This is a genomic window from Leptolyngbya sp. GGD, from assembly GCF_026735145.1.
GTDB classification, from domain to species: domain Bacteria; phylum Cyanobacteriota; class Cyanobacteriia; order Leptolyngbyales; family Leptolyngbyaceae; genus Leptolyngbya; species Leptolyngbya boryana.
Genome location: NZ_JAPQKE010000005.1, coordinates 1 through 18,195, shown reverse-complemented (window position 1 = coordinate 18,195; position 18,195 = coordinate 1). Strand labels below are relative to the sequence as shown.

The following is an 18,195-nucleotide window of genomic DNA, read 5'->3' as shown; positions in this document are numbered from 1 at the left end:
GATCATCGGTCTAAATTTAGCTATGGGCAAAGAACTGTTTGTAAGGTATCGACTAAATCTTTTGTAGTATAAGGTTTAGATAAGAATGCTTTGATACAGCTACTCCCACCCTCTTGAGAAATCTCATAATTTGTTGCTAACCCGCTCATCGCAACAACCTTCACTTCAGGATTAATTTGCTGCAAGGCGCGAACTGCTGTTAATCCGCTCATTGATGGCATCATAATGTCCATCAGCACTAAGCTAATCTTTTGATGGTGTTGGGCATAGAGAGAAATTGCTTCAACTCCGTCTTTAGCAACGAGCGTTTTGTAATGACAGAGTTCTAAAGTTGTTTGCGTGACTTGCCGAATCGAAGCTTCATCTTCCACAATCAGAACCAGCTTGTTCTGTCCGTGGGCATGTGCAGTTGCTTCTACTGCTAGATCCACTTTTTGTGGAATTGCAGGTAAGAAGACCTTAAACTGCGTTCCTTTCCCAATCTCACTATAGACCTCAACAAATCCACCATGATTTCTGACAATTCCCGATACGGTTGAGAGTCCTAACCCGGTTCCTTTCCCAACTTCTTTTGTCGTAAAAAAGGGATCAAAAATTCGCTCGAGTAACTCCGCTGGAATTCCAGTTCCTGTATCTGCGATCGTCAATACGACAAAGGAACCCGAAGAAGCTTCTGGGTTGATGCGTCTGTAGCTTTCATCAATCACAAGATTGTCCGCGCCAATGGTCAGCGTTCCACCTGTGGGCATGGCATCTCTTGCATTGACACAGAGATTCATGATGACCTGATGCAGCTGAGTCGAATCGGCAGAAACGATCCACAAATCGACGGTCGATAGCATTGTCCGAATCTCGATCGCTTTTGGAAAAGTCTGACGTACAATTTGCGTCACTTCCGAAAGCAGATGTCGGATTTGTAGCGGCACACGCTTTCCATCTCCTCCTCGCGCAAAAGTCAGAATCTGTTTGACTAAATCGGCACCACGTTTCACATTGTCTTCAATCAGTTGCAAGAGTTGGTGATTCTGCTCATCAAGATCGGGTAGCTTAAGGGGGAGAAGCTGTGAGATCGCTAAAATCGGAGTCAGAAGATTGTTAAAATCATGGGCAATTCCACTCGCTAAAGTGCCTAAACTTTCGAGTCGTTGCGCCCGCAAAAATTGAGCTTCTAACAGCTTTTTTTCCGTAATATCGGTATCGACGATCAGAATTGATCGAGCTTCTCCGGCTTCACCGCGCACGAGCGTACAGCGAGTCGCAACAATCACAATTTGACCTGTTTTATTCAGCTTTTGGCACTCTCCTTGCCACTCGCCTTTTTCCAAAACAGTTTGGAGCATTTCACTCTCTTCTAGATCTTGTCCGAGAAGTGTACGAACATCTTTGCCGATAACTTCTACCGCATTCCATCCATAGAGTCGTTCTGCTCCTTGATTCCAAAACGTAATTTGATTCGAGAAATCGCAGACGAAAATTGCATCTGAAGCAATGTTAATTAATGCAGCCTGCTCTCGGATTTTTTCCTCACTTTCTTGCAATGCGAGTTCTGCTTGATGCCGCTTTTGTCGTTCTTTTGCTTCCCGCAATTCCCGTTCTACTGCAGGAACTAATCGTGCTAGGTTCCCCTTAAAAATATAGTCATGTGCGCCTGCTTTCATCGCAGCGACCGCAATTTCTTCCCCGATCGTGCCCGAAACGATAATGAATGGTAAATCTCGTTGCTGGCGCTGAACAAGCTTTAGCGCTTCTGGCGCACTAAACTTCGGCAAAGTATAGTCTGCAATGATCAGATCCCAAGTTGCGCGATCGAGCGCGGCTTGCATGGCTTCCGGAGTTTCCACCCGCACATAATCCAGGCTATAGCCACCCTGTCGTAACTCCCGCAGGATCAGGAGCATATCATCTTCTAAGTCTTCAACAATTAAAAGCTGTAGATGAGAATGCATATGCGATCGCCTCTCTAAACAGGGGGGGGTTCATTCATCAGTAACCAGTACATGCCCAATTGCCGAATCGCTTCGGAGAATTGCAGAAAATCAACTGGTTTGCGAATGTAGCTATTGCAACCCAAGCTATAACTATCGAGTAAATCCTGTTCTTCACTCGATGTCGTTAAGATCACCACAGGCAATAATTTGGTCGGTTCACTTTCTCGCAGACGGCGTAAAACTTCCAGTCCGTCAATTCGAGGAAGTTTGAGATCGAGGAGGACGACTGAGGGCTTGAATGTAATATCCCGTCCTGCATACAGCCCGGTTCCAAACAGATAATCTAAAGCTTCTACTCCATCTCTTGCGACAATAATTTCATTACCGATATGATGCCGTTTGAGTGCTCGCATTGCTAGAGCTTCGTCATCCGGATTATCTTCGACCAACAGGATCACTCTGCTATTCGCACTCATGCGCTGGGTTTCTCCTCTATTAATGTGAAATAGAAAGTTGCGCCTTGATCTAAGGCCCCTTCTGCCCAGACGCGACCGCCATGACGATGAATGATGCGCTGTACAGTCGCGAGTCCGACTCCATTACCCGGAAATTCAACCATGCTGTGTAACCGCTGAAACGGCTTAAATAATTTATCAAGAAACGCTGGGTCAAAGCCAACTCCATTATCTCGGACAAAGTAGAGGGGGATACCGTTGTCTTGTAGAATCATGCCAAATTCAATTTTGGCTTGTGCCTGCTTTTCAGTAAATTTCCAAGCATTATTTAATAAATTGTCTAAGACAACTTGGATCAGACGGGTATCTCCATAAGCGGTCAATCCCGGATGTACCTGAACTTCTATTTGTCGTTGCGGAGAGGCTTGCTGTAACTGAGTGCAGATCCGGCTGGCAACTTGGCTGAGATCAAGGGTGTCTTTTCGCATATCACTGCGAGTGACTCGCGATAGCGTCAGGAGATCATCAATCAAGTGTCCCATGCGCTGAGTGGCAGAGCGGATACGACGCAAATAATCTTGCCCGCTCGGATCGAGCTGATCGAAGCAATCTTCTAGTAATGCCTGACTGAAGCCATCAATGCTGCGTAAAGGGGCGCGCAAATCGTGCGAAACAGAATAGCTAAAGGCTTCTAATTCTGCATTGACTGCTTTAAGTTCAAGAATGGCTTGTTGTAACCCTTGGTTGAGTTTTTGGGCGCGTTGTTCAGCTTGCTGGCGCTCCGTGACTTCTGCGCGCAATTCTGCCAGCAGTTCTGCATGTTGCAGGGCAACTGCGAGGTGATTGGCGATTTGTTGCACAAACTCGATCTCTGTCGATTGCCACTGGCGCGGAGCGCGGCATTGATGAATACAGAGTAATCCCCATAGATTGCGACCTTGCAGAAGCGGCACGACGAGGTTGGCTCGCACTTGAAATTGAGCCAAAATTTGTCTATGACAATCGCTTAATCCTGCTGTGTCGATGTCGGTTACATTTTGGATGCGCCCTTGTTGGTAATGTGCTGCGAACTGGTCGCCGAAGCAGTGATCGTGGATTTTTTGGGCGATCGCGGAAGAAAACTCAGGATCAACATCTTCTGAAACAAATTCTCCATCATTCCAACCGCAATCAGGATAGAAGCGAAATACGCCAACGCGATCGGCTCCGAGCAGTTGCCGGACTTCGGCTGCGGTTGATTGAAAAATTGTTTCGAGATCAAGGGGTTCGCGTAAGCGGGCGATGACATGAAACAGAGCCTTCTGCCGCTCAACTAAAAAATTTGCCTGATTGATCTGCTGTTCTAAAGGCTGAATTTTGTCAGCGAGGGTTTGTCGGAGTTGCTCAAATGCGGCTTCATCTCGGCACAAGCTTTTCAGTTTTGTCAAGACTTCTGAATCCATGATTCGATTGTCCTCAGTCCGGGATGGATAAGAGTATTGTAAGAGGTCTGGCTATTCTCTAAGGATTTGGCTTGAACACAGCGTTTCACCCGATGTCTGTCTGACTGCAAGCAATATGAGCTACTCATTGCAATGAGCTACAAACAGACTACACCTTAAATTGCGATCGCACTAAGACACCATACAAATCGTAGGAGTTCCCGATCAATATAAAGTCATGGATTGATGTAACAGATTCAGAAACAGCGATCGTGTCTCATCATCAGGCTCGTTAACTTAGATTTATCCCTAATCAAGTTCTCAATCCTTATGAAACTCACGACACAAAAACAGTTCAGATTATCGCGTCACTTCATGACTTTTGCATTGTCTGGATTGATGTTCAGCACTGGAATAGGATTCTCTCAGCAAACTGGATTTGCACATACTTCTGCATCTGCGATCGCGCTCACTACTCCGCGATCTGCACTTCCGTCATCCGTTGAACTTAAAGTCCGTCAAGCTGCCGCGCAGCAATTTAACATTCCGCTGCGCGAGATTCAAGTTGTGCATTTTTCTCAGCAAACTTGGACAGATGGATGTCTAGGTCTAGGAGGTGCGGCGGAAAGTTGTTTACAAGCACTGGTTGAAGGTTGGCAAATTGAAGTCTCCAGCGGGCAGCAAAATTGGCTGTATCGAACGGATAAGAATGCTGACACAATTCGCTTAGCACCCAACTCTGAAACAGGAGTGACTTTACCCGCATCAGTCAACCAACGCTTGCTCCGAACGGTTTCAAGACAAGTGCGAGTACCGATGCGTCGTTTAAAAGTAGCAGAAGTCAGATCCGCAACTTGGGATGGCTGCATGGGCGTTTTCAAACCAGGACAAGCCTGTACGAAGATTGCGATACCTGGATGGCAAGCGATCGTGACAAACGGCGATCGCAGTTGGGTCTATCACTTAGATCAGTCCGGCAATCGCATTGCTCAAAATCCCACAGCAAGCGGTAGCCAGGGTGGTTTAGTGCCTTCATTTATTCCAGAAGAGAACTTATCGCCGAGTGAAAAAGACGTTGTATTTCAATCGATCGTCAGCGGGGATCTGGCTGGCAAAGTGACACAACTTACGTTGACCCAGGATGGTGCAATCACCCAGTGGATCATGGGACCGAATATTCGTTCTCGTCCGATCGTGGTCAAGCGTCTCTCTCAGCAGCAAGTTGAGCAGTTTCAGCAAATGATGCAAACCCAGAGATTGCCCAATTTCCATCGCTTGCGTTATTTGAGTAGCGCCGCTATGGCAGACTATCCGACGACAACGCTGAAAGGCATGGGGATTACTGTTCAATACATCGATCTGGAAATTAAAAATCTTCCAAGAGCTTTACAAGACCTGGTGCAGGCGTGGGCGCAACTGTCTGCTTCTGCGCAACGCTAGCTAGAGTCTCTCATTCTGAATTCGGAAGTGCTGCTCAAACGCAGTCCGCGCTTCTGTATCAGAAAATCAGAAATTTGTTGACATTTTGTAAACATAACGTTACATTAATTTACATAACGCAACAAACCACTGACTTAAGAGGAACCTGCGATGTATACGACTCGGAATGAAGACGGAATCTTGAACAACTACGCTTCGGAACCTGTGATGTATTTCGCTGAATCTCCTTCTCTTGAGCAACAGCAGAACTACGCTTTTCAAGGTGCGATCGCATTCCTACTCGTTGCCTTCACGTTTCTCACTGCGTTTGCTGCAAGCTAAGACTTTTCAGAAGTTGTCTCTCCTCAACTTCTGAATCCCTGACTGAGCAATAAGACTTTTCAGAAGTTGTCTCTCCTCAACTTCTGAATCTCTGGATCAATCATTGGAAAGTTGAAATCAGCCCTAGTAAATTGCTAGGGCTTTTTTGTTGCGACCTTCAAACTTTCCGAAAAATCGCTCGGTAGATCGGATCTCCAAAGGACATCACCATCAGTTCTCGCTCTGTTGGAATCGGTAACGGATTCTCAGCGAGCCACTCTGAACTGGTGCGCACAAAATTGGGTGACTCTGCAAATCGATCGACCATTTTCTGCGCAACTTCCAGGATGTCTGATTGCAGAAACACGGTTGTATCCGACTTCATAAATTCCGCCAAAGTTGTAACAATTTCCGGCTGTACAACTCGACGCTTTTGGTGTTTCCGCTTAAACCAAGGATCAGGAAACTGAATCGACACCCGCGCAAGCACACCTGTCGGCAAAGATGCCAACATCGGATGCAGCGAGTTACTCACATTGCAAAAAATGTAATGCAAATTTTTCAAGCCCGCTTCGTCTCGCCACTCTAAGGCTTGTTGAACAATCGGCTCTCGAATCTCTAACCCCAAATAATTCCAATCCGGGTGTTGCTCTGCCATTTTCAGCAAAAACACCCCTCGCCCACAGCCAATATCCAAATGCAAAGGGCGCGACAGATCTGAAAAAACCTGATTCCAGTCTGGCGCAGGCGTGGGGGTTTGATATCTCCGGCTCAGCGGATTTACATGCTCTCGAACTCGAACGATCGCCACAGTCTATTCCTTCTCCCGACAAATTCCAAAAACTGACGTATAGCCATGTAAGAATGTACTCCCTCCCACAGGCCCAATTTCACCGCTACAGAAAAAACCCGCGATCGGCAGTTCTTGCAAGTACTCATTCACCAATTGCGAATCAAAATTCGGTTCTCCATACAGCCCTTCGCCCCGTCCCAAACACGAAAACATTAAGGCTCCCGTCGGACTCGGATCAGATTGGCTCGTCTGCATATATCGCCGCAGGAACAAATCCAAATCTTCTGCGGAAGTTTCTGCATCTCTCAAGTGAAACTGAATCCGTTGACCGGGACGAATCAAATCGCCAATTGCGATCGCGCCCACTCTCGGATCAACGCCTAATAAATTCCGAATCAAAAAATCCCCAGGTTCCAAGGTCTGCTTAAATCCGTTCTGCGCCACACCCACAAAAATGTGATTCTGCTGTGCGAGCTGCTGATCTTCTTCGCTCAATCCCTGCACTAACTCTTGCAACTGTTCCAAGGGAGATCGCTTCACACCACAGCGATCAGACGGCACTCCTGATCCATCGTCTTCTTGCATTGCCAGCAAGACATTGCGCTCGCCTTCGGTTACCCAATACGGTTTACCAATCGGACGGCAACCCTGAGCGACGATCGTTTCCATGACAATATTGCCGCTCAGCGCAACTCCAACCGCGCCTTCTCGATAAAAGCGATCGCCAAACAATCCGGTCGATCCCCCTAACGTTCCCGCACTTGCCAACCCGCCGACTTTCGGCGCACTAGGATAAGCAAAATCTAACCCTTGCAGTAGATCGTTGACTCGCGGCAAATCTGCGAGCACGATGAAATTTGGCGAATCTGATGTCGGAACCCCGATTAAATCTGTCCAAGTATCCGGCGGACTATCCAAATCCGGTAAATCCCCTGCCGAAATGTAAAACGGCTGCACCTTCACGTTCGGTAAATGCCCAAGCATCAAGCTCAGCGAAGGCTCCCCTTCGACTTCCCGCACTTTTCCCCGCTGTGTCATTCCGATAATGCCGCCCCCGCTACATCCAATCAGCGGCACACCCGGCAATTTTTCTCGAAATAAAGGCAACAATCGAGAGTACTCACTGGCAAACGCAGATGAGATAAAAATAATCCCCAAATCAATTGAAGCTTGCAAGGTTGCCTGTGCTTGAGTCACAACTTCTTCGACCGCAGCTTCTAGGAATGGGCGAGTTGACAAGGCGCTTGCCCATCGCATGGATGATTTGAGAGATTCGGTCATACGCGATCGCTCTCCTGAGAAAAGTCGCAATGACTCTAGTGTAGAACACGGTTGACAGCTTATCAGACTCACAGATCGGAAGACCGCACTTCAGGTAGAGTCGCCAAGGGGAAACAACACGGGTTAATATATGCACATAAAGCATGAGCGGACACTCACTGGAATGTTGTCTAGTGAGCAGATTAAAAAGAGCTGATTGTCCTAAGCTTGAATGCTGGATAGTCCTGTCAACCGTTCTCACTTGTCCTGAGTACAGTCCAGGTCTAACGTCTACTCTCTCTAACCCGCTTGTTTTGACTTGAATTAAAGAGGACGGATCCTAACAATGAGCAATATTGAAAAGCAGATTGAAGTCGAGCGTGATAATGCTCGCAAAGAGTGTGACATCAACGGTGCGAACTCGGCTGAGTGTGCGGCGGCTTGGGATGTAGTCGAAGAACTACAGGCTGAAGCGGCTCACCAGCGCGAAAGCAGCAAGCCCAAGAACAACTTTGAAAAATACTGCGACGATAATCCTGATGCACTAGAATGCCGCGTGTACGACGACTAATCGAATTCCTTGAATTCACAAATTCTCAAAAGTAAAGCAGGCAATCAATGCCTGCTTTTTTGTGGCATAACGAGAGTATCCCTAACTCAGCCCCCAGATGTACGAGAAATTAGACCTGCTAAAAGCGCTCTTCGTCGAGATGGATCAAGCCCTAGTCGCGTATTCGGGCGGGATCGATAGTACGCTTGTGGCAAAAGTTGCCTTTGATGTTTTGGGCGATCGTGCCATTGCTGTGACTGCCGAATCCCCGTCTCTCCTGCCCGAAGATCTTGAAGATGCTCGCATTCAAGCTGCTGAGATTGGCATTACTCACAAGATCGTTCAAACTCACGAATTAGAAAACCCCAATTATGCTTCTAATCCGGTCAATCGCTGTTATTTCTGTAAAAGCGAATTGCACGATACATTAAAGCCTCTCGCACATGAATGGGGTTATCCTTACGTGGTCGATGGTGTGAATGCAGATGATTTGCATGATTATCGTCCTGGCATTCAAGCTGCAAAAGAGCGAGGCGCACGATCTCCTTTAGCCGAAATTGGCATCACAAAAGCTCAAGTTCGAGCGATCGCGAAACATCTCGGATTGTCATATTGGGACAAACCCGCCCAACCTTGTTTGAGTTCACGGTTTCCCTATGGTGAGGAAATTACGATCGCGAAACTGCAACGAGTTGGACGGGCTGAAGTGTATTTAAGAAAACTGGGCTGGTCGAATATTCGAGTGCGATCGGAGGGTGACACGGCTCGGATTGAAGTCATGCCCGATCAAGTTAAAGAATTCGTTGTTCAGACGGATCTTTCAACGCTGGTCGAGGCATTTCAGTCTCTGGGCTTTTTATATGTCACCCTCGATTTAGAAGGCTACCGGAGCGGCAAACTCAATCAAGTTCTGCAATTTACGGCTGACCGCACGCCTTAAATGCATTCTTGAAGTCTTGCGGTCCGGTATATCCAGACGCAGAGGCTAACTGCTGAGGAGTTTGCCGACCGCTATAGAATTTGCCATTAATTTGCCAAGTTGGGTATCCAGGTTTCTGATTCAATTGACTTTCAGCTTCGCCTAACACTTTCTGGCAAGTCTCAATTTGAGCCTCTTTGCCACCTTCTGCACACTCGACGTAAGGAAAATCTGCGAGGGCTTCTTTGCCAAAGAATTGTTTCTGTTCACAGCAATGCGGACACCAATAAGCCCCGTACATCGTGGCTCCAGTTTGCTTCAAGTGTTTCGCTAATCCAATTTCGGCTTGTCCAGACGTGTTATTGACAACAAAATAAGGATTGCCTGCCGCATCTGTAATGGTTGCGGCATCGATCGGACCTCTGCCAATCGAAGCGCCCCAAGCGATCGAGCCAATGAGCGTAATCATGGCGACGATTGTGCCCAGGAAAAATAACTGTCCACGATCGTTCCAATCTCGCCCAATCAGCGTCAATACGAACATCAATGTGGCAAACGTGGCTGAAGCCAGACAGAAATAACAAATTCCATTAACTCCAAACTGCGACACAAATTTGGAGAACATGATGTACATCAGGTAGCCGCTAAACAGCAACATTGCAGTTGCGCCTGCAAACAGCAGCAGCCAAGTTTGATTCTCTAAATTGGTGCGGAGCGATTTCTTCTCTTCAGGATTCACCAGCAAGGGAGCCAAGGCAAGTACTGCCATTCCGATGTATGCCAATAATCCATACAGCGAAAGGGGCAGCCCGAATAAGACGGCATAGGGGCTTTCCAGCACCCGTTCACATCCACTAGTCGGACATGCCACCGTGGCGCTAGACAATTTGTTAAAGGTGATATAGCCCGTGTTGAGAATGCCAAGCCCTGCGATCGCGCCAATCAGCGGGCGAGCGGCACGGTGTATCCAAGGGGTAGAACGTCGGCGAGTCATAATTTTGATTTCAACGGGAGTCGGTACATACTTTATCAGGGTAACTGCTGCTCGTGCGATTCGGACGTGTAGTTTATTGTGTCCGAATCGAATGGGTTTGAGCCGATTATTTTCATGATGCGAAACGGCATTTCTAAGTTTCTGAGAAATTTGCTTGCAAAGTTACGATTCTTTTGCTAATTTAATTAAGCGCCGAAACGCGCTCCCGCCGGGATAGCTCAGTTGGTAGAGCAGAGGACTGAAAATCCTCGTGTCACGAGTTCAAGTCTCGTTCCTGGCATAAGTTCTAGCCTTCAGATAAAAGCAATGAGCTGAATCTGAGCTAAAGCTCAACTCATTCAAATAACTTTTTCTCGCACACTCGTCATGGTGAGAAAATATTACCTATTTCTATAGTTATTTAATAGAGATAGGTAATATTTTTTGTATGTTCTATTTAACCGACAGCATCTTGGGTTGGTGCCATACTTGAGAGAACATGGGTTTAATTTAATGAAGTTTTTATAGTTGTAAGTGACTTTTTATATGTCATAGTGACGAATTAGTGTCGTTGAGACTGTAAAGCTTGTCTCTTCTGACGTTTAGCGTCCAGTGCAAATTTAGAGAATATAACCTTACCTCCAGCTCAAGACTTGGAAGTTTGTTGGGGCAAGACTATCTCAATGACAAGATTTTGTCTCGATGTCATTTAATTTGGCACTGTACAGCTACTAAACTCCCTGGTTTTTGACCATATTTGGGTACGAGTGTAACCGTTACAGGACAAGAGATTCAGCAATTTTGAAAACTTTTCCGCAATCGAGTATTGATTTGCTACAGTGTACTCGGAAAATAATTTTTCAGAGGAATCACTGATAATGTTCCTGTGCCAAGTTGAACTCTTATCAAGCCTTCCACAACCCAATGGAGAACCGTTTTATCTCGGTGTGGGGAAATACAATTTCGATCCAAACTTGCAAGTTGGTGATGAAGTCTGGGTCAACGATTGGGAGGTATGGGGTAAGACTTACCACCTCAAAACGAAGATTGTCGCTAGAAAGAAGGAGATTCATCCTCCTGATCACACTTTAGAAAGATTTGGTGCAGAAGCAATACGAAATGGTCTTTTCATCTTGCGAATTTTCGTCGAAGCTGAAGACAGAGACGCAGTTCTAGAAATCAGCGAGAATATCGAACGTCACAAATCAACTGCTGGATTTCCAGCATAGCCTTAAGAGCGAAATGGTTGGCAGCGCTTGACGATTAACTCAATCTAGTAACTCCCAAATGAAGGCGGCTCAAGTGCGATTGGTTCCAACCCCTTCTCGCACTTGAGTTATGATTGCTCACCTTCAACTTAGCTTTTCGTTGACTTTCCCTTCAATTACTTCCTGAACAGCATCAGGCAGGTTCCCGAAAAAATCGTGCCCAGTCAGCCGCTCAACCTCATCCACCGAAGTTACATACTTCTTCCAGGGCTTCAAGTTCACCCCTTGCTGATTAGGGACAACAAGACCGATCGTGCGGCTTACCTTCTCGGTCACGTCTTTTGGCTTGATGCCCGAACGATCGAGAACTAGCGCATCTGTCGCTGATCTCGTCAATAGTGCCAGTGCTTATAGGATGGGGTTCAGAAATAGGTTACAAAAGAGGCATTGAAACTGTGCAGGAACGTTGTCCATAACTGTTAGACAGGTAGAAACCCCAGCACAGCTAGGAACACGCTCTACATAAGAACGATGACGGTATTTGTAACTATTATTTCTGGTGTTGCAACTTTTGTACTAGGGCAAATTGTACTCAAACTGCTTATAGAGCCAGTTCATGAATTTAGAAGGACTGTTGCTGATATTGCCCTTGCATTAATTGAATACGCAAATATTTATGCGAATCCTGGTGTGGCTGGTGAAGAAGTTGAAAAGCTGGCTTCAGTAAATTTGCGAAAACTATCTTCACGCCTTCACGCTCAAATGTATTTAATTCCTTGTTATTCCTTTACTTCTAAAGTGTTTCGACTGCCTTCAGGAGATAAAGTCAGAGAAGTTGCAAGCAACCTCATCGGCTTATCCAATGGGTTATCTAAATCGTCATCTGATCTAATTTCCGCAAATGTACAAAGGGCTAACAAAATTCACCACTTGCTCGGTATTCCACCTTCGTAACTAAATAGCAACAAGCAACTGGGGTCGATCGACTTTCTATGGGGACAAATGTGACAATTGCTGTACAGTGCCAAATTAAATGACATCGAGACAAAATCTTGTCATTGAGATAGTCTTGCCCCAACAAACTTCCAAGTCTTGAGCTGGAGGTAAGGTTATATTCTCTGAATTTGCACTGGACGCTAAACGTCAGAAGAGACAAGCTTTACAGTCTCAACGACACTAACTCAACGACACTAATTCGTCACTATGACATATAAAAAGTCACTGTACAGCTCCTGCTGTTCTTCTTCGGATAAATGCCGCAGATCAGGCATTTCCATCAGATTGTTACTTTCACGTCCGATGTCAAAGTAGGCTGCGCGAGGTTTAAGAAACTCAGCATAGTCGGTGAAAGTGGATGTTCCATCAGGTTTGGGATAGTCCAAACAGACGATCGGATGATTCTCTGCTAGAAACTGGGTCATCATTCCAGCAACGATCGCAGACTTTCCAGAGCGCATCGTTCCAAACGTAGCAATGTTGCGATGCTCCTTGATGAAGTCGATTAACACGGGACTTCCGCCTTCATCCGCAATCAACTCAAACCCAGTCTGATTACCAGGGTTTGTCAATGTTAGCGGAATCAGCCCAGGTGCTTCGTTTGTAAGGTAGGTGAGTTGTCGTTTGAAGGGCGCACCCAGTAGCTTTTCCCAAGCAGTCGGCAAAGTCTGAAGCCAGATTCGCCACGCAATTTCCGTCTCGCGCACGACTTTAGCCGGAAGCTGAAAGCACTCAGATAAAGCTTTGCAGGCTTCGTCGAGTTGAGACTTTGTATCACGATAAACCAAGAAGACGGTGGCAATATTGACCGGAATGTAACCCTCATAGAGCTTTGCCTGAGCATCGACCGATCGTTTAACTTTGATTTGAGCCGCGACATCTATCGATCGTGCCTGCTCTGCAACTTGGGATGCAACATTCGACTGCTTTAGAATTCGCTGCATATTGGTTTTGAGCAGGGTTGTATCACGGGCTGTAATCTGGCAGCAAATTTCAGTATCAACAATATGAGGACGACAAATTGCTTCCCACAAGTAACCAAGCTGAGCTTGCTGATTCAGGAATCCAGCGGGTTTAGCACTGAAGCCCAATACACCGACATATTTTCCTTTCACCCTGATCCATTGTCGATCAGCCTGAGGAACGCATTCATGCCCATATTCACCCTGAATGAGAACTGTAGCAGCATGGACATCGCTATTCACTTCTTCGCGCAATCCTTGTTCAGTTAGAGCCAGATATTGAGGAACTGGAGGGGCTTCAATCCAGTTGAAACGATACCAAAGTTCCTTCCAAAGTTGCTTGACACTCATAGGCTTGATATCAAGTCCCATTTTGATGTTCAGCAATTGCTCCCAGCGCAAATAGCCTTCAGTGAAAGCTCGATTCAGTAGAGCTTCAAGATGCTGAAGAAAAATAGTATCCCCTTCGCCTTTGAAAACCTCCCAGATTTCTATCCCTTTGGCAAGGAGTTTCTCAATCCAATCTGTATCACTACTTACTTTCTGATTTGGGTCGGTTGTATAAGTGACGTAGATGTGGAGAGACTTTGGCTTACGAGTACCAGATTGCTTTAATTCTTGCGCTCTAGCTTTCTCGCTCATCAGCAGTAGGCGCAATTCGGAAGAGGACGTTTTGTTGAACAAGTCATCAAGGTTCTTCTGACGATCGCGATCGCTCGTAAAACTAGAGAGATGAACCGTCATCCTCTCTCCAATCGGGAGTTCTTTGAGTGCAGCCTCAAAGTTACGGAGGGTAGGAGGAATTTGATCGGGTCGGAGCGTGTCGTGAACTCCAGTACAGGTAAATCCGAACACAAAGCAGTATCTTCCGCCTTTTTGCAAAATCTGTACGCCAACCTTTCTGCCTTTGAGTTCAATTTGAGCGAGTCCTGCGAGAGCATTGAAGTTTTCAAATGCACTGAGCGTCACAGACTGCTTTTGATTATTCTCGATGAGTGTGACTCGTTGCTTTCCAACTTTTGGTTTCATCGTTCTACTCGATGTTTTCTAAGTTTTCTGCGTTGCTTGCGCGGAGTAGAATTCAGAAGGCTTTGCATCAATAGACTGGTATGAGATACATGCCCTCGCGTCCATTTGGGAGTTCTGTAGAATTTGGTCAAAAACCGCCAGCTTTCGTTACCTGTCAGAATCCACCACGTTGCTGATCCCCAAATTCCAACTAATCCCGTTGCCCACCAATCCAGGCTTAGAATTATTTGGCAAATGATGTAGGAACCGATCGTAATAATCAGCCAAGGAATTACTTGTTCTCCTGGAATCGGTCCTAGCTGAGGTTTGGCATTCAGGATTTGGTTAATTGGAATGAATTCGTCAGATTTCTTGTCTTGTTCAGTCGTCATAAATAGCTCCAAGAAGGAACAAAGGTGATGCGATCGCACCACCTTCGATTTCAAGATAATCAGCCAGCACCTTGTACAATCAAAGTACTCAACGCATCTCCAATCACAATGCAAAGTACAACGATGAGGGGAATCCGAGCGGCTGTCACCCAGTCTTCGTCGTTGCGGAAGGAATTGATCACCCGCACTAGAGCAATCCCGATGTAGATGATGAAAATGACGCGCAATGTGCCGAACAGTAATGGAACCAAGGTATTTACACCGGAAGCCTGTCCGACCGCTAGAATCTTTTTCAGATAGTCCTCTGCTTGAACAAAGAAAGCAGCAGAAGCGGGCATTTCAAGACTTAACCAAGCTCCTCCAGCAAACCCAGCCGCCATCCAAGGAATTTGGCTCTCGCTTAAATGCGCTTTCTTGAGTAACCATTGCCATACTGTTCTACAAATCGGATTGCTGTGAATGATGGCTTTCAGAATTCGGATTGTCATTCCGGTAATCAGCGATCCGATTACAAAAGTTGGGACATGGAGCATCAGATTCAGTGTCAAAATGCTACCCGCAATGAACCAAGGCAATCTTCTACGGATGCGATCGCGAACTTCATTCAATGGTAAAACCCGTGATCGCTGAGCCTGAATTTTGGCTTCTATTGGCATAAGCGGTGCTGCGTCAGTGGGTGTCAATGGTAATGATAGAAACAGTCTCAAATCGGATTGAGTAGCAAATTCTACCTTTTGGCAGAGATGCGTTTTGTCATCATCAAGATGAATAATTCTAATTCTTTGTGTCATGTATCACTTTCATTTCTTCAGTATTAAAAGGCTCCATGTTTCACTCTAAGAACCTTGTTGTGATTGAAGAAAGATAAACAGCAGATTTGACGCTCATGTGGCGCAAGCGAGAAAATTTGTGACTTGAATTACGGATGTTTGTAATTTAGTACTGAAGAAAAGACAATCTGCCAATTTACACTACCCATAATTTGATAAGCAGTCAAAATAAGAACTACGGGGTGCATACAACCGTGAATTGATTTTCTCAACTGCAAACCACAAGAAATCTTCAAGTTGTATGCAAGTTTTAATTGTCGAAGATGAGCGGAATGTGAGTTCCCTAGTTCGTTCTTCTCTAGAAGCCGAAGGATTTACCTGCGCGATCGCCAACGATGGAGAAGATGGATTACGTCAGTTTCGGGAACTCCAGCCTGACGTTGTGCTTTTAGACCTTCACCTACCTAAGCTAGATGGGCTAGAAGTCTGCACTCGCATTCGTCAAAGTAAGCTCGTGCGAAAAGATCCCTACATCATCATGCTGACTGCTAAAAGTGCTGAAGTAGATCGAATCGTAGGATATTCAACTGGAGCGGATGACTATATCGCAAAGCCGTTCAGTCCGCAGGAGTTGATCGTCCGTTTACGAGCCGTGCTGCGACGTATCATGCGCCATCAGGGTGAACAAAGTACGATCGGAACGCGGCACTTTGTCATTGACTATGAGAAGCGCGAAGTGATGGTACAGAAATTCGATGATGGTGAAATTGAAGCAGTTGTGCTAACCACCGTTGAATTTGATCTACTAGCACTGATGGCATCTCGCCCAAAACGGGTGTGGAGCCGTTCTGAGCTACTCGATGCAGTGCGAGGAGCTGACTTCATTGGGGATGAACGATCGATTGACACCTATATCGGACGACTGCGCGGCAAGATTAGTCCACCTGATCACCGAGATCGCTTTATTCGCACTCATTTTGGGATTGGGTACAGTTTTGAAGATGATTAGGGGGTTAGCATGAGCCTTCGCCTGAGATTATTCCTTACCAATGTACTTGTGTTTGTATCAGCATTGCTTTGCACGACAACGATCTCCTTTGGCTATAAAGCACGACAAGTTCCATCTCGGTTGGTCAAGCTGGAGCAGTACAAAGCAATTCAAAATCTACCAAATCTAGCCGTCTATCAAAATATCCTGACACTCTTTGGACAAGTTAACGATCATAGAACAGTGTTAGCGCTCTCATCCAGTCTACTAACGGTGAGTGCGCTGAGCTTATCGCTAACACAGTCTATTTTGAAACCATTGCGGAGGATTGAACGAATTGCAAAACGGTTTAGCGAAGGGGATTGGGCGGTTCGTATTCCACCTAGCCAGATTCCAGAAATTCGACAGCTTGAGTTAACTCTGAATAGTATTGCTGATCAATTGCAAGACGTTGAGGAGCGTCGTCAAGAATTGATCGGTGACTTAGCTCATGAAATGGGAAATCCGCTCACGGTGATTCGAGGCTATCTCGAATTCTTGGATTCATCCGATCAATTCGAGCTAACTCTGGAAATTAAGCAACAGTTGAACGAAGAAGCAGAACGTATGACGCGACTGCTAGCAGATTTAAGGGTTCTATCCAGCATGGAAACAGGAGATCTACCACTACGTTTGGAACCATTCCATCCTTATCCCATTATTAAACGTGTGGTTGCTAGCTTTCGCACTCAAGGCTGGCGAAATGAGTGTGATCTGAAATTAGCAGGTGCTAGCAATTTGCCTAAAATCCTTGCCGACTGCGATCGCTTTAAGCAAATTCTGATGAACTTGATCAGTAATGCCTTGGCATACACCCCTCAAGGGGTTGTTACGGTTCAGATTTGGGCAGAGCGAGAAAAGCTCTGGATCATGGTCAAAGATACAGGAATCAGCATTGCTGCCAAGGATCTACCGCATGTATTTCAACGTTTCTGGCGGTCTGATCATTCTCGACACTTACGCCGAGAGGGAAGTGGGATTGGACTTGCAATCACCGAACGATTAGTCAAAGCAATGGGAGGACAAATTGAAGTTGAGAGCGAATTAGGTCAGGGGACAGCATTCAAGTTTTGCCTACCAATTCATGCTTCTATTCCTGAAGCCACTCGAATAGCTGACCGACAGTAAGATGAACGTCTCCAGCAAAGGTAGGCACTGGAATGAGATCGCTGGCATTTTCAAAAACGGCAAGGGTGCGATCTGCAAAATAGACAAACACCAACTCTTCTTCCGGATCAATCAACCAGCCCATTTGAGTACCATTCGCGAGGCAATGGAGAATATTGCGAACAACTTTGGTTTGGCTTTGATCGGGAGACAAGATTTCGATCGTCCAATCAGGTGAGATGGCAAAGGTATTCGAGACTTTGCCGTTCTCATCACGGGGAATGCGTTCCCAGATAAAGACAGCGATATCCGGAACAACTGACCGTCCGCCAAAAGTGCAGCGCAACTCAGGATAGGCACGAGCAATATGGTTCGGTTTTAGAACTGTGTTGATGGCTGAAACCAAATCGCCTTGAACAGTGCTGTGTTTTCCTTGAGGCATAGGCTTTTGGATAATCTGACCGTCGATGAATTCGCTAGCGGGTTTCGTTTCCGGCAGTTGCAGAAATTCTTCGAGGGTGAGGGATTTAGTTGGAGTTTGAACCATGACAGTTGAACGGGTGAAGATTTGCCTCGCGTTTACTCATTCTACTTTTTCTCACCACTTAGAGGCGGTGAGAACTGAATAAAGCCTTACTGCACACTGCGAAAAAGGTATTCGGTGACTTTTAAGCCAATCTTTTTTT

Annotated in this window: 19 protein-coding genes and 1 tRNA gene; 9 read left to right on the top strand and 11 right to left on the bottom strand. The window is 46.1% G+C overall.

Translation table 11 applies throughout. The features are described from left to right. Positions 1–20: 20 nt before the first annotated feature. The 3 genes from OU814_RS21990 to OU814_RS21980 are packed head-to-tail and all read right to left on the bottom strand — an operon-like array spanning position 21 to position 3,825. Entirely contained in the window at positions 21–1,946 is a 1,926-nt protein-coding gene (locus OU814_RS21990) for a hybrid sensor histidine kinase/response regulator (RefSeq protein ID WP_017291472.1), read from the bottom strand. Between the two features lie 14 nt (positions 1,947–1,960). Further along, positions 1,961–2,404 carry a response regulator gene (locus OU814_RS21985; protein WP_017291473.1) on the bottom strand — a complete coding sequence of 148 codons (444 nt, stop codon included), beginning with the start codon at positions 2,402–2,404 and terminating at the stop codon, positions 1,961–1,963. Next, positions 2,401–3,825 (bottom strand): GAF domain-containing protein, encoded by a 1,425-nt coding sequence (locus OU814_RS21980; protein WP_268242098.1) that lies wholly within the window; start codon positions 3,823–3,825, stop codon positions 2,401–2,403. Before OU814_RS21980 ends, OU814_RS21985 begins: the two co-directional genes overlap by 4 nt. Before the next feature lie 354 nt (positions 3,826–4,179). Here OU814_RS21980 and OU814_RS21975 point away from each other — a divergent pair, with 354 nt between their 5' ends. Next, complete coding sequence (locus OU814_RS21975) at positions 4,180–5,244, top strand: hypothetical protein (protein WP_268242097.1); 1,065 nt, start codon at positions 4,180–4,182, stop codon at positions 5,242–5,244. Between the two features lie 150 nt (positions 5,245–5,394). Next, positions 5,395–5,565, top strand: coding sequence for a photosystem II assembly protein Psb34 (gene psb34 / locus OU814_RS21970; protein ID WP_190652228.1), 171 nt, complete (start codon positions 5,395–5,397; stop codon positions 5,563–5,565). A 157-nt stretch (positions 5,566–5,722) separates the two neighbouring features. On the opposite strand, the gene trmB is transcribed toward psb34, so the two are convergent. Then, positions 5,723–6,355 carry a tRNA (guanosine(46)-N7)-methyltransferase TrmB gene (gene trmB, locus OU814_RS21965; RefSeq protein ID WP_017291477.1) on the bottom strand — a complete coding sequence of 211 codons (633 nt, stop codon included), beginning with the start codon at positions 6,353–6,355 and terminating at the stop codon, positions 5,723–5,725. A 3-nt stretch (positions 6,356–6,358) separates the two neighbouring features. Then, positions 6,359–7,618: an FIST signal transduction protein gene (locus tag OU814_RS21960; protein WP_017291478.1), complete on the bottom strand. Its 1,260-nt coding sequence runs from the start codon at positions 7,616–7,618 to the stop codon at positions 6,359–6,361. A 325-nt stretch (positions 7,619–7,943) separates the two neighbouring features. Here OU814_RS21960 and OU814_RS21955 point away from each other — a divergent pair, with 325 nt between their 5' ends. Together OU814_RS21955 and larE are read left to right on the top strand one after the other, a co-directional pair. Then, positions 7,944–8,168 (top strand): Calvin cycle protein CP12, encoded by a 225-nt coding sequence (locus OU814_RS21955; RefSeq protein WP_017291480.1) that lies wholly within the window; start codon positions 7,944–7,946, stop codon positions 8,166–8,168. 97 nt (positions 8,169–8,265) lie between these two features. Then, a complete protein-coding gene (gene larE, locus OU814_RS21950; protein WP_017291481.1) occupies positions 8,266–9,087 on the top strand; it encodes an ATP-dependent sacrificial sulfur transferase LarE in 822 nt (273 codons plus the stop codon). On the opposite strand, the gene OU814_RS21945 is transcribed toward larE, so the two are convergent. Beyond that, entirely contained in the window at positions 9,065–10,060 is a 996-nt protein-coding gene (locus OU814_RS21945) for a vitamin K epoxide reductase family protein (RefSeq protein WP_017291482.1), read from the bottom strand. The genes larE and OU814_RS21945 overlap by 23 nt on opposite strands. Before the next feature lie 207 nt (positions 10,061–10,267). Between OU814_RS21945 and OU814_RS21940 the strand changes: the two genes are divergently transcribed. After that, positions 10,268–10,340 (top strand) — tRNA-Phe (locus OU814_RS21940). A gap of 577 nt (positions 10,341–10,917) precedes the next feature. After that, positions 10,918–11,268 carry a hypothetical protein gene (locus OU814_RS21935; protein ID WP_268242096.1) on the top strand — a complete coding sequence of 117 codons (351 nt, stop codon included), beginning with the start codon at positions 10,918–10,920 and terminating at the stop codon, positions 11,266–11,268. A 123-nt stretch (positions 11,269–11,391) separates the two neighbouring features. Here OU814_RS21935 and OU814_RS21930 read toward each other — a convergent pair whose 3' ends face one another. Continuing rightward, complete coding sequence (locus tag OU814_RS21930; protein WP_026149048.1) at positions 11,392–11,643, bottom strand: DNA/RNA non-specific endonuclease; 252 nt, start codon at positions 11,641–11,643, stop codon at positions 11,392–11,394. 135 nt (positions 11,644–11,778) lie between these two features. On the opposite strand from OU814_RS21930, the gene OU814_RS21925 reads away from it, so the two are divergent. Further along, positions 11,779–12,201 (top strand): hypothetical protein, encoded by a 423-nt coding sequence (locus OU814_RS21925; RefSeq protein ID WP_268242095.1) that lies wholly within the window; start codon positions 11,779–11,781, stop codon positions 12,199–12,201. A gap of 236 nt (positions 12,202–12,437) precedes the next feature. Here the strand turns inward: OU814_RS21925 and OU814_RS21920 are convergent, their stop codons facing one another. From OU814_RS21920 to OU814_RS21910, 3 genes are read right to left on the bottom strand one after another with little or no spacing between them, the layout of a single operon-like run. Then, entirely contained in the window at positions 12,438–14,234 is a 1,797-nt protein-coding gene (locus OU814_RS21920; protein WP_268242094.1) for a hypothetical protein, read from the bottom strand. Beyond that, complete coding sequence (locus OU814_RS21915; protein WP_268242093.1) at positions 14,231–14,605, bottom strand: hypothetical protein; 375 nt, start codon at positions 14,603–14,605, stop codon at positions 14,231–14,233. Before OU814_RS21915 ends, OU814_RS21920 begins: the two co-directional genes overlap by 4 nt. Before the next feature lie 59 nt (positions 14,606–14,664). Beyond that, positions 14,665–15,396, bottom strand: a complete 732-nt coding sequence (locus OU814_RS21910; RefSeq protein WP_268242092.1) for a hypothetical protein — start codon at positions 15,394–15,396, stop codon at positions 14,665–14,667. Positions 15,397–15,676: 280 nt separating this feature from the next. On the opposite strand from OU814_RS21910, the gene OU814_RS21905 reads away from it, so the two are divergent. Together OU814_RS21905 and OU814_RS21900 are read left to right on the top strand one after the other, a co-directional pair. Next, complete coding sequence (locus tag OU814_RS21905; protein WP_268242091.1) at positions 15,677–16,384, top strand: response regulator transcription factor; 708 nt, start codon at positions 15,677–15,679, stop codon at positions 16,382–16,384. Positions 16,385–16,393: 9 nt separating this feature from the next. Further along, on the top strand, positions 16,394–17,530 hold the full coding sequence (locus OU814_RS21900; protein WP_268242090.1) for a sensor histidine kinase: 1,137 nt from the start codon (positions 16,394–16,396) through the stop codon (positions 17,528–17,530). Here OU814_RS21900 and OU814_RS21895 read toward each other — a convergent pair. Further along, on the bottom strand, positions 17,493–18,056 hold the full coding sequence (locus OU814_RS21895; protein WP_268242089.1) for a Uma2 family endonuclease: 564 nt from the start codon (positions 18,054–18,056) through the stop codon (positions 17,493–17,495). The two genes, OU814_RS21900 and OU814_RS21895, sit on opposite strands and share 38 nt — an antisense overlap. Positions 18,057–18,195: the final 139 nt, after the last annotated feature.

Coding starts and splice junctions, on each gene's coding strand:
- OU814_RS21900 (WP_268242090.1), top strand. CDS start 16,394: ATGAGCCTTCGCCTGAGATTATTCCTTACCAATGTACTTGTGTTTGTA.
- larE (WP_017291481.1), top strand. CDS start 8,266: ATGTACGAGAAATTAGACCTGCTAAAAGCGCTCTTCGTCGAGATGGAT.
- OU814_RS21975 (WP_268242097.1), top strand. CDS start 4,180: ATGACTTTTGCATTGTCTGGATTGATGTTCAGCACTGGAATAGGATTC.
- OU814_RS21955 (WP_017291480.1), top strand. CDS start 7,944: ATGAGCAATATTGAAAAGCAGATTGAAGTCGAGCGTGATAATGCTCGC.
- OU814_RS21910 (WP_268242092.1), bottom strand. CDS start 15,396: ATGACACAAAGAATTAGAATTATTCATCTTGATGATGACAAAACGCAT.
- OU814_RS21985 (WP_017291473.1), bottom strand. CDS start 2,404: ATGAGTGCGAATAGCAGAGTGATCCTGTTGGTCGAAGATAATCCGGAT.
- OU814_RS21935 (WP_268242096.1), top strand. CDS start 10,918: ATGTTCCTGTGCCAAGTTGAACTCTTATCAAGCCTTCCACAACCCAAT.
- OU814_RS21990 (WP_017291472.1), bottom strand. CDS start 1,946: ATGCATTCTCATCTACAGCTTTTAATTGTTGAAGACTTAGAAGATGAT.
- OU814_RS21980 (WP_268242098.1), bottom strand. CDS start 3,825: ATGGATTCAGAAGTCTTGACAAAACTGAAAAGCTTGTGCCGAGATGAA.
- OU814_RS21895 (WP_268242089.1), bottom strand. CDS start 18,056: ATGGTTCAAACTCCAACTAAATCCCTCACCCTCGAAGAATTTCTGCAA.
- OU814_RS21960 (WP_017291478.1), bottom strand. CDS start 7,618: ATGACCGAATCTCTCAAATCATCCATGCGATGGGCAAGCGCCTTGTCA.
- OU814_RS21945 (WP_017291482.1), bottom strand. CDS start 10,060: ATGACTCGCCGACGTTCTACCCCTTGGATACACCGTGCCGCTCGCCCG.
- OU814_RS21915 (WP_268242093.1), bottom strand. CDS start 14,605: ATGACGACTGAACAAGACAAGAAATCTGACGAATTCATTCCAATTAAC.
- OU814_RS21920 (WP_268242094.1), bottom strand. CDS start 14,234: ATGAAACCAAAAGTTGGAAAGCAACGAGTCACACTCATCGAGAATAAT.
- OU814_RS21925 (WP_268242095.1), top strand. CDS start 11,779: ATGACGGTATTTGTAACTATTATTTCTGGTGTTGCAACTTTTGTACTA.
- psb34 (WP_190652228.1), top strand. CDS start 5,395: ATGTATACGACTCGGAATGAAGACGGAATCTTGAACAACTACGCTTCG.
- OU814_RS21905 (WP_268242091.1), top strand. CDS start 15,677: ATGCAAGTTTTAATTGTCGAAGATGAGCGGAATGTGAGTTCCCTAGTT.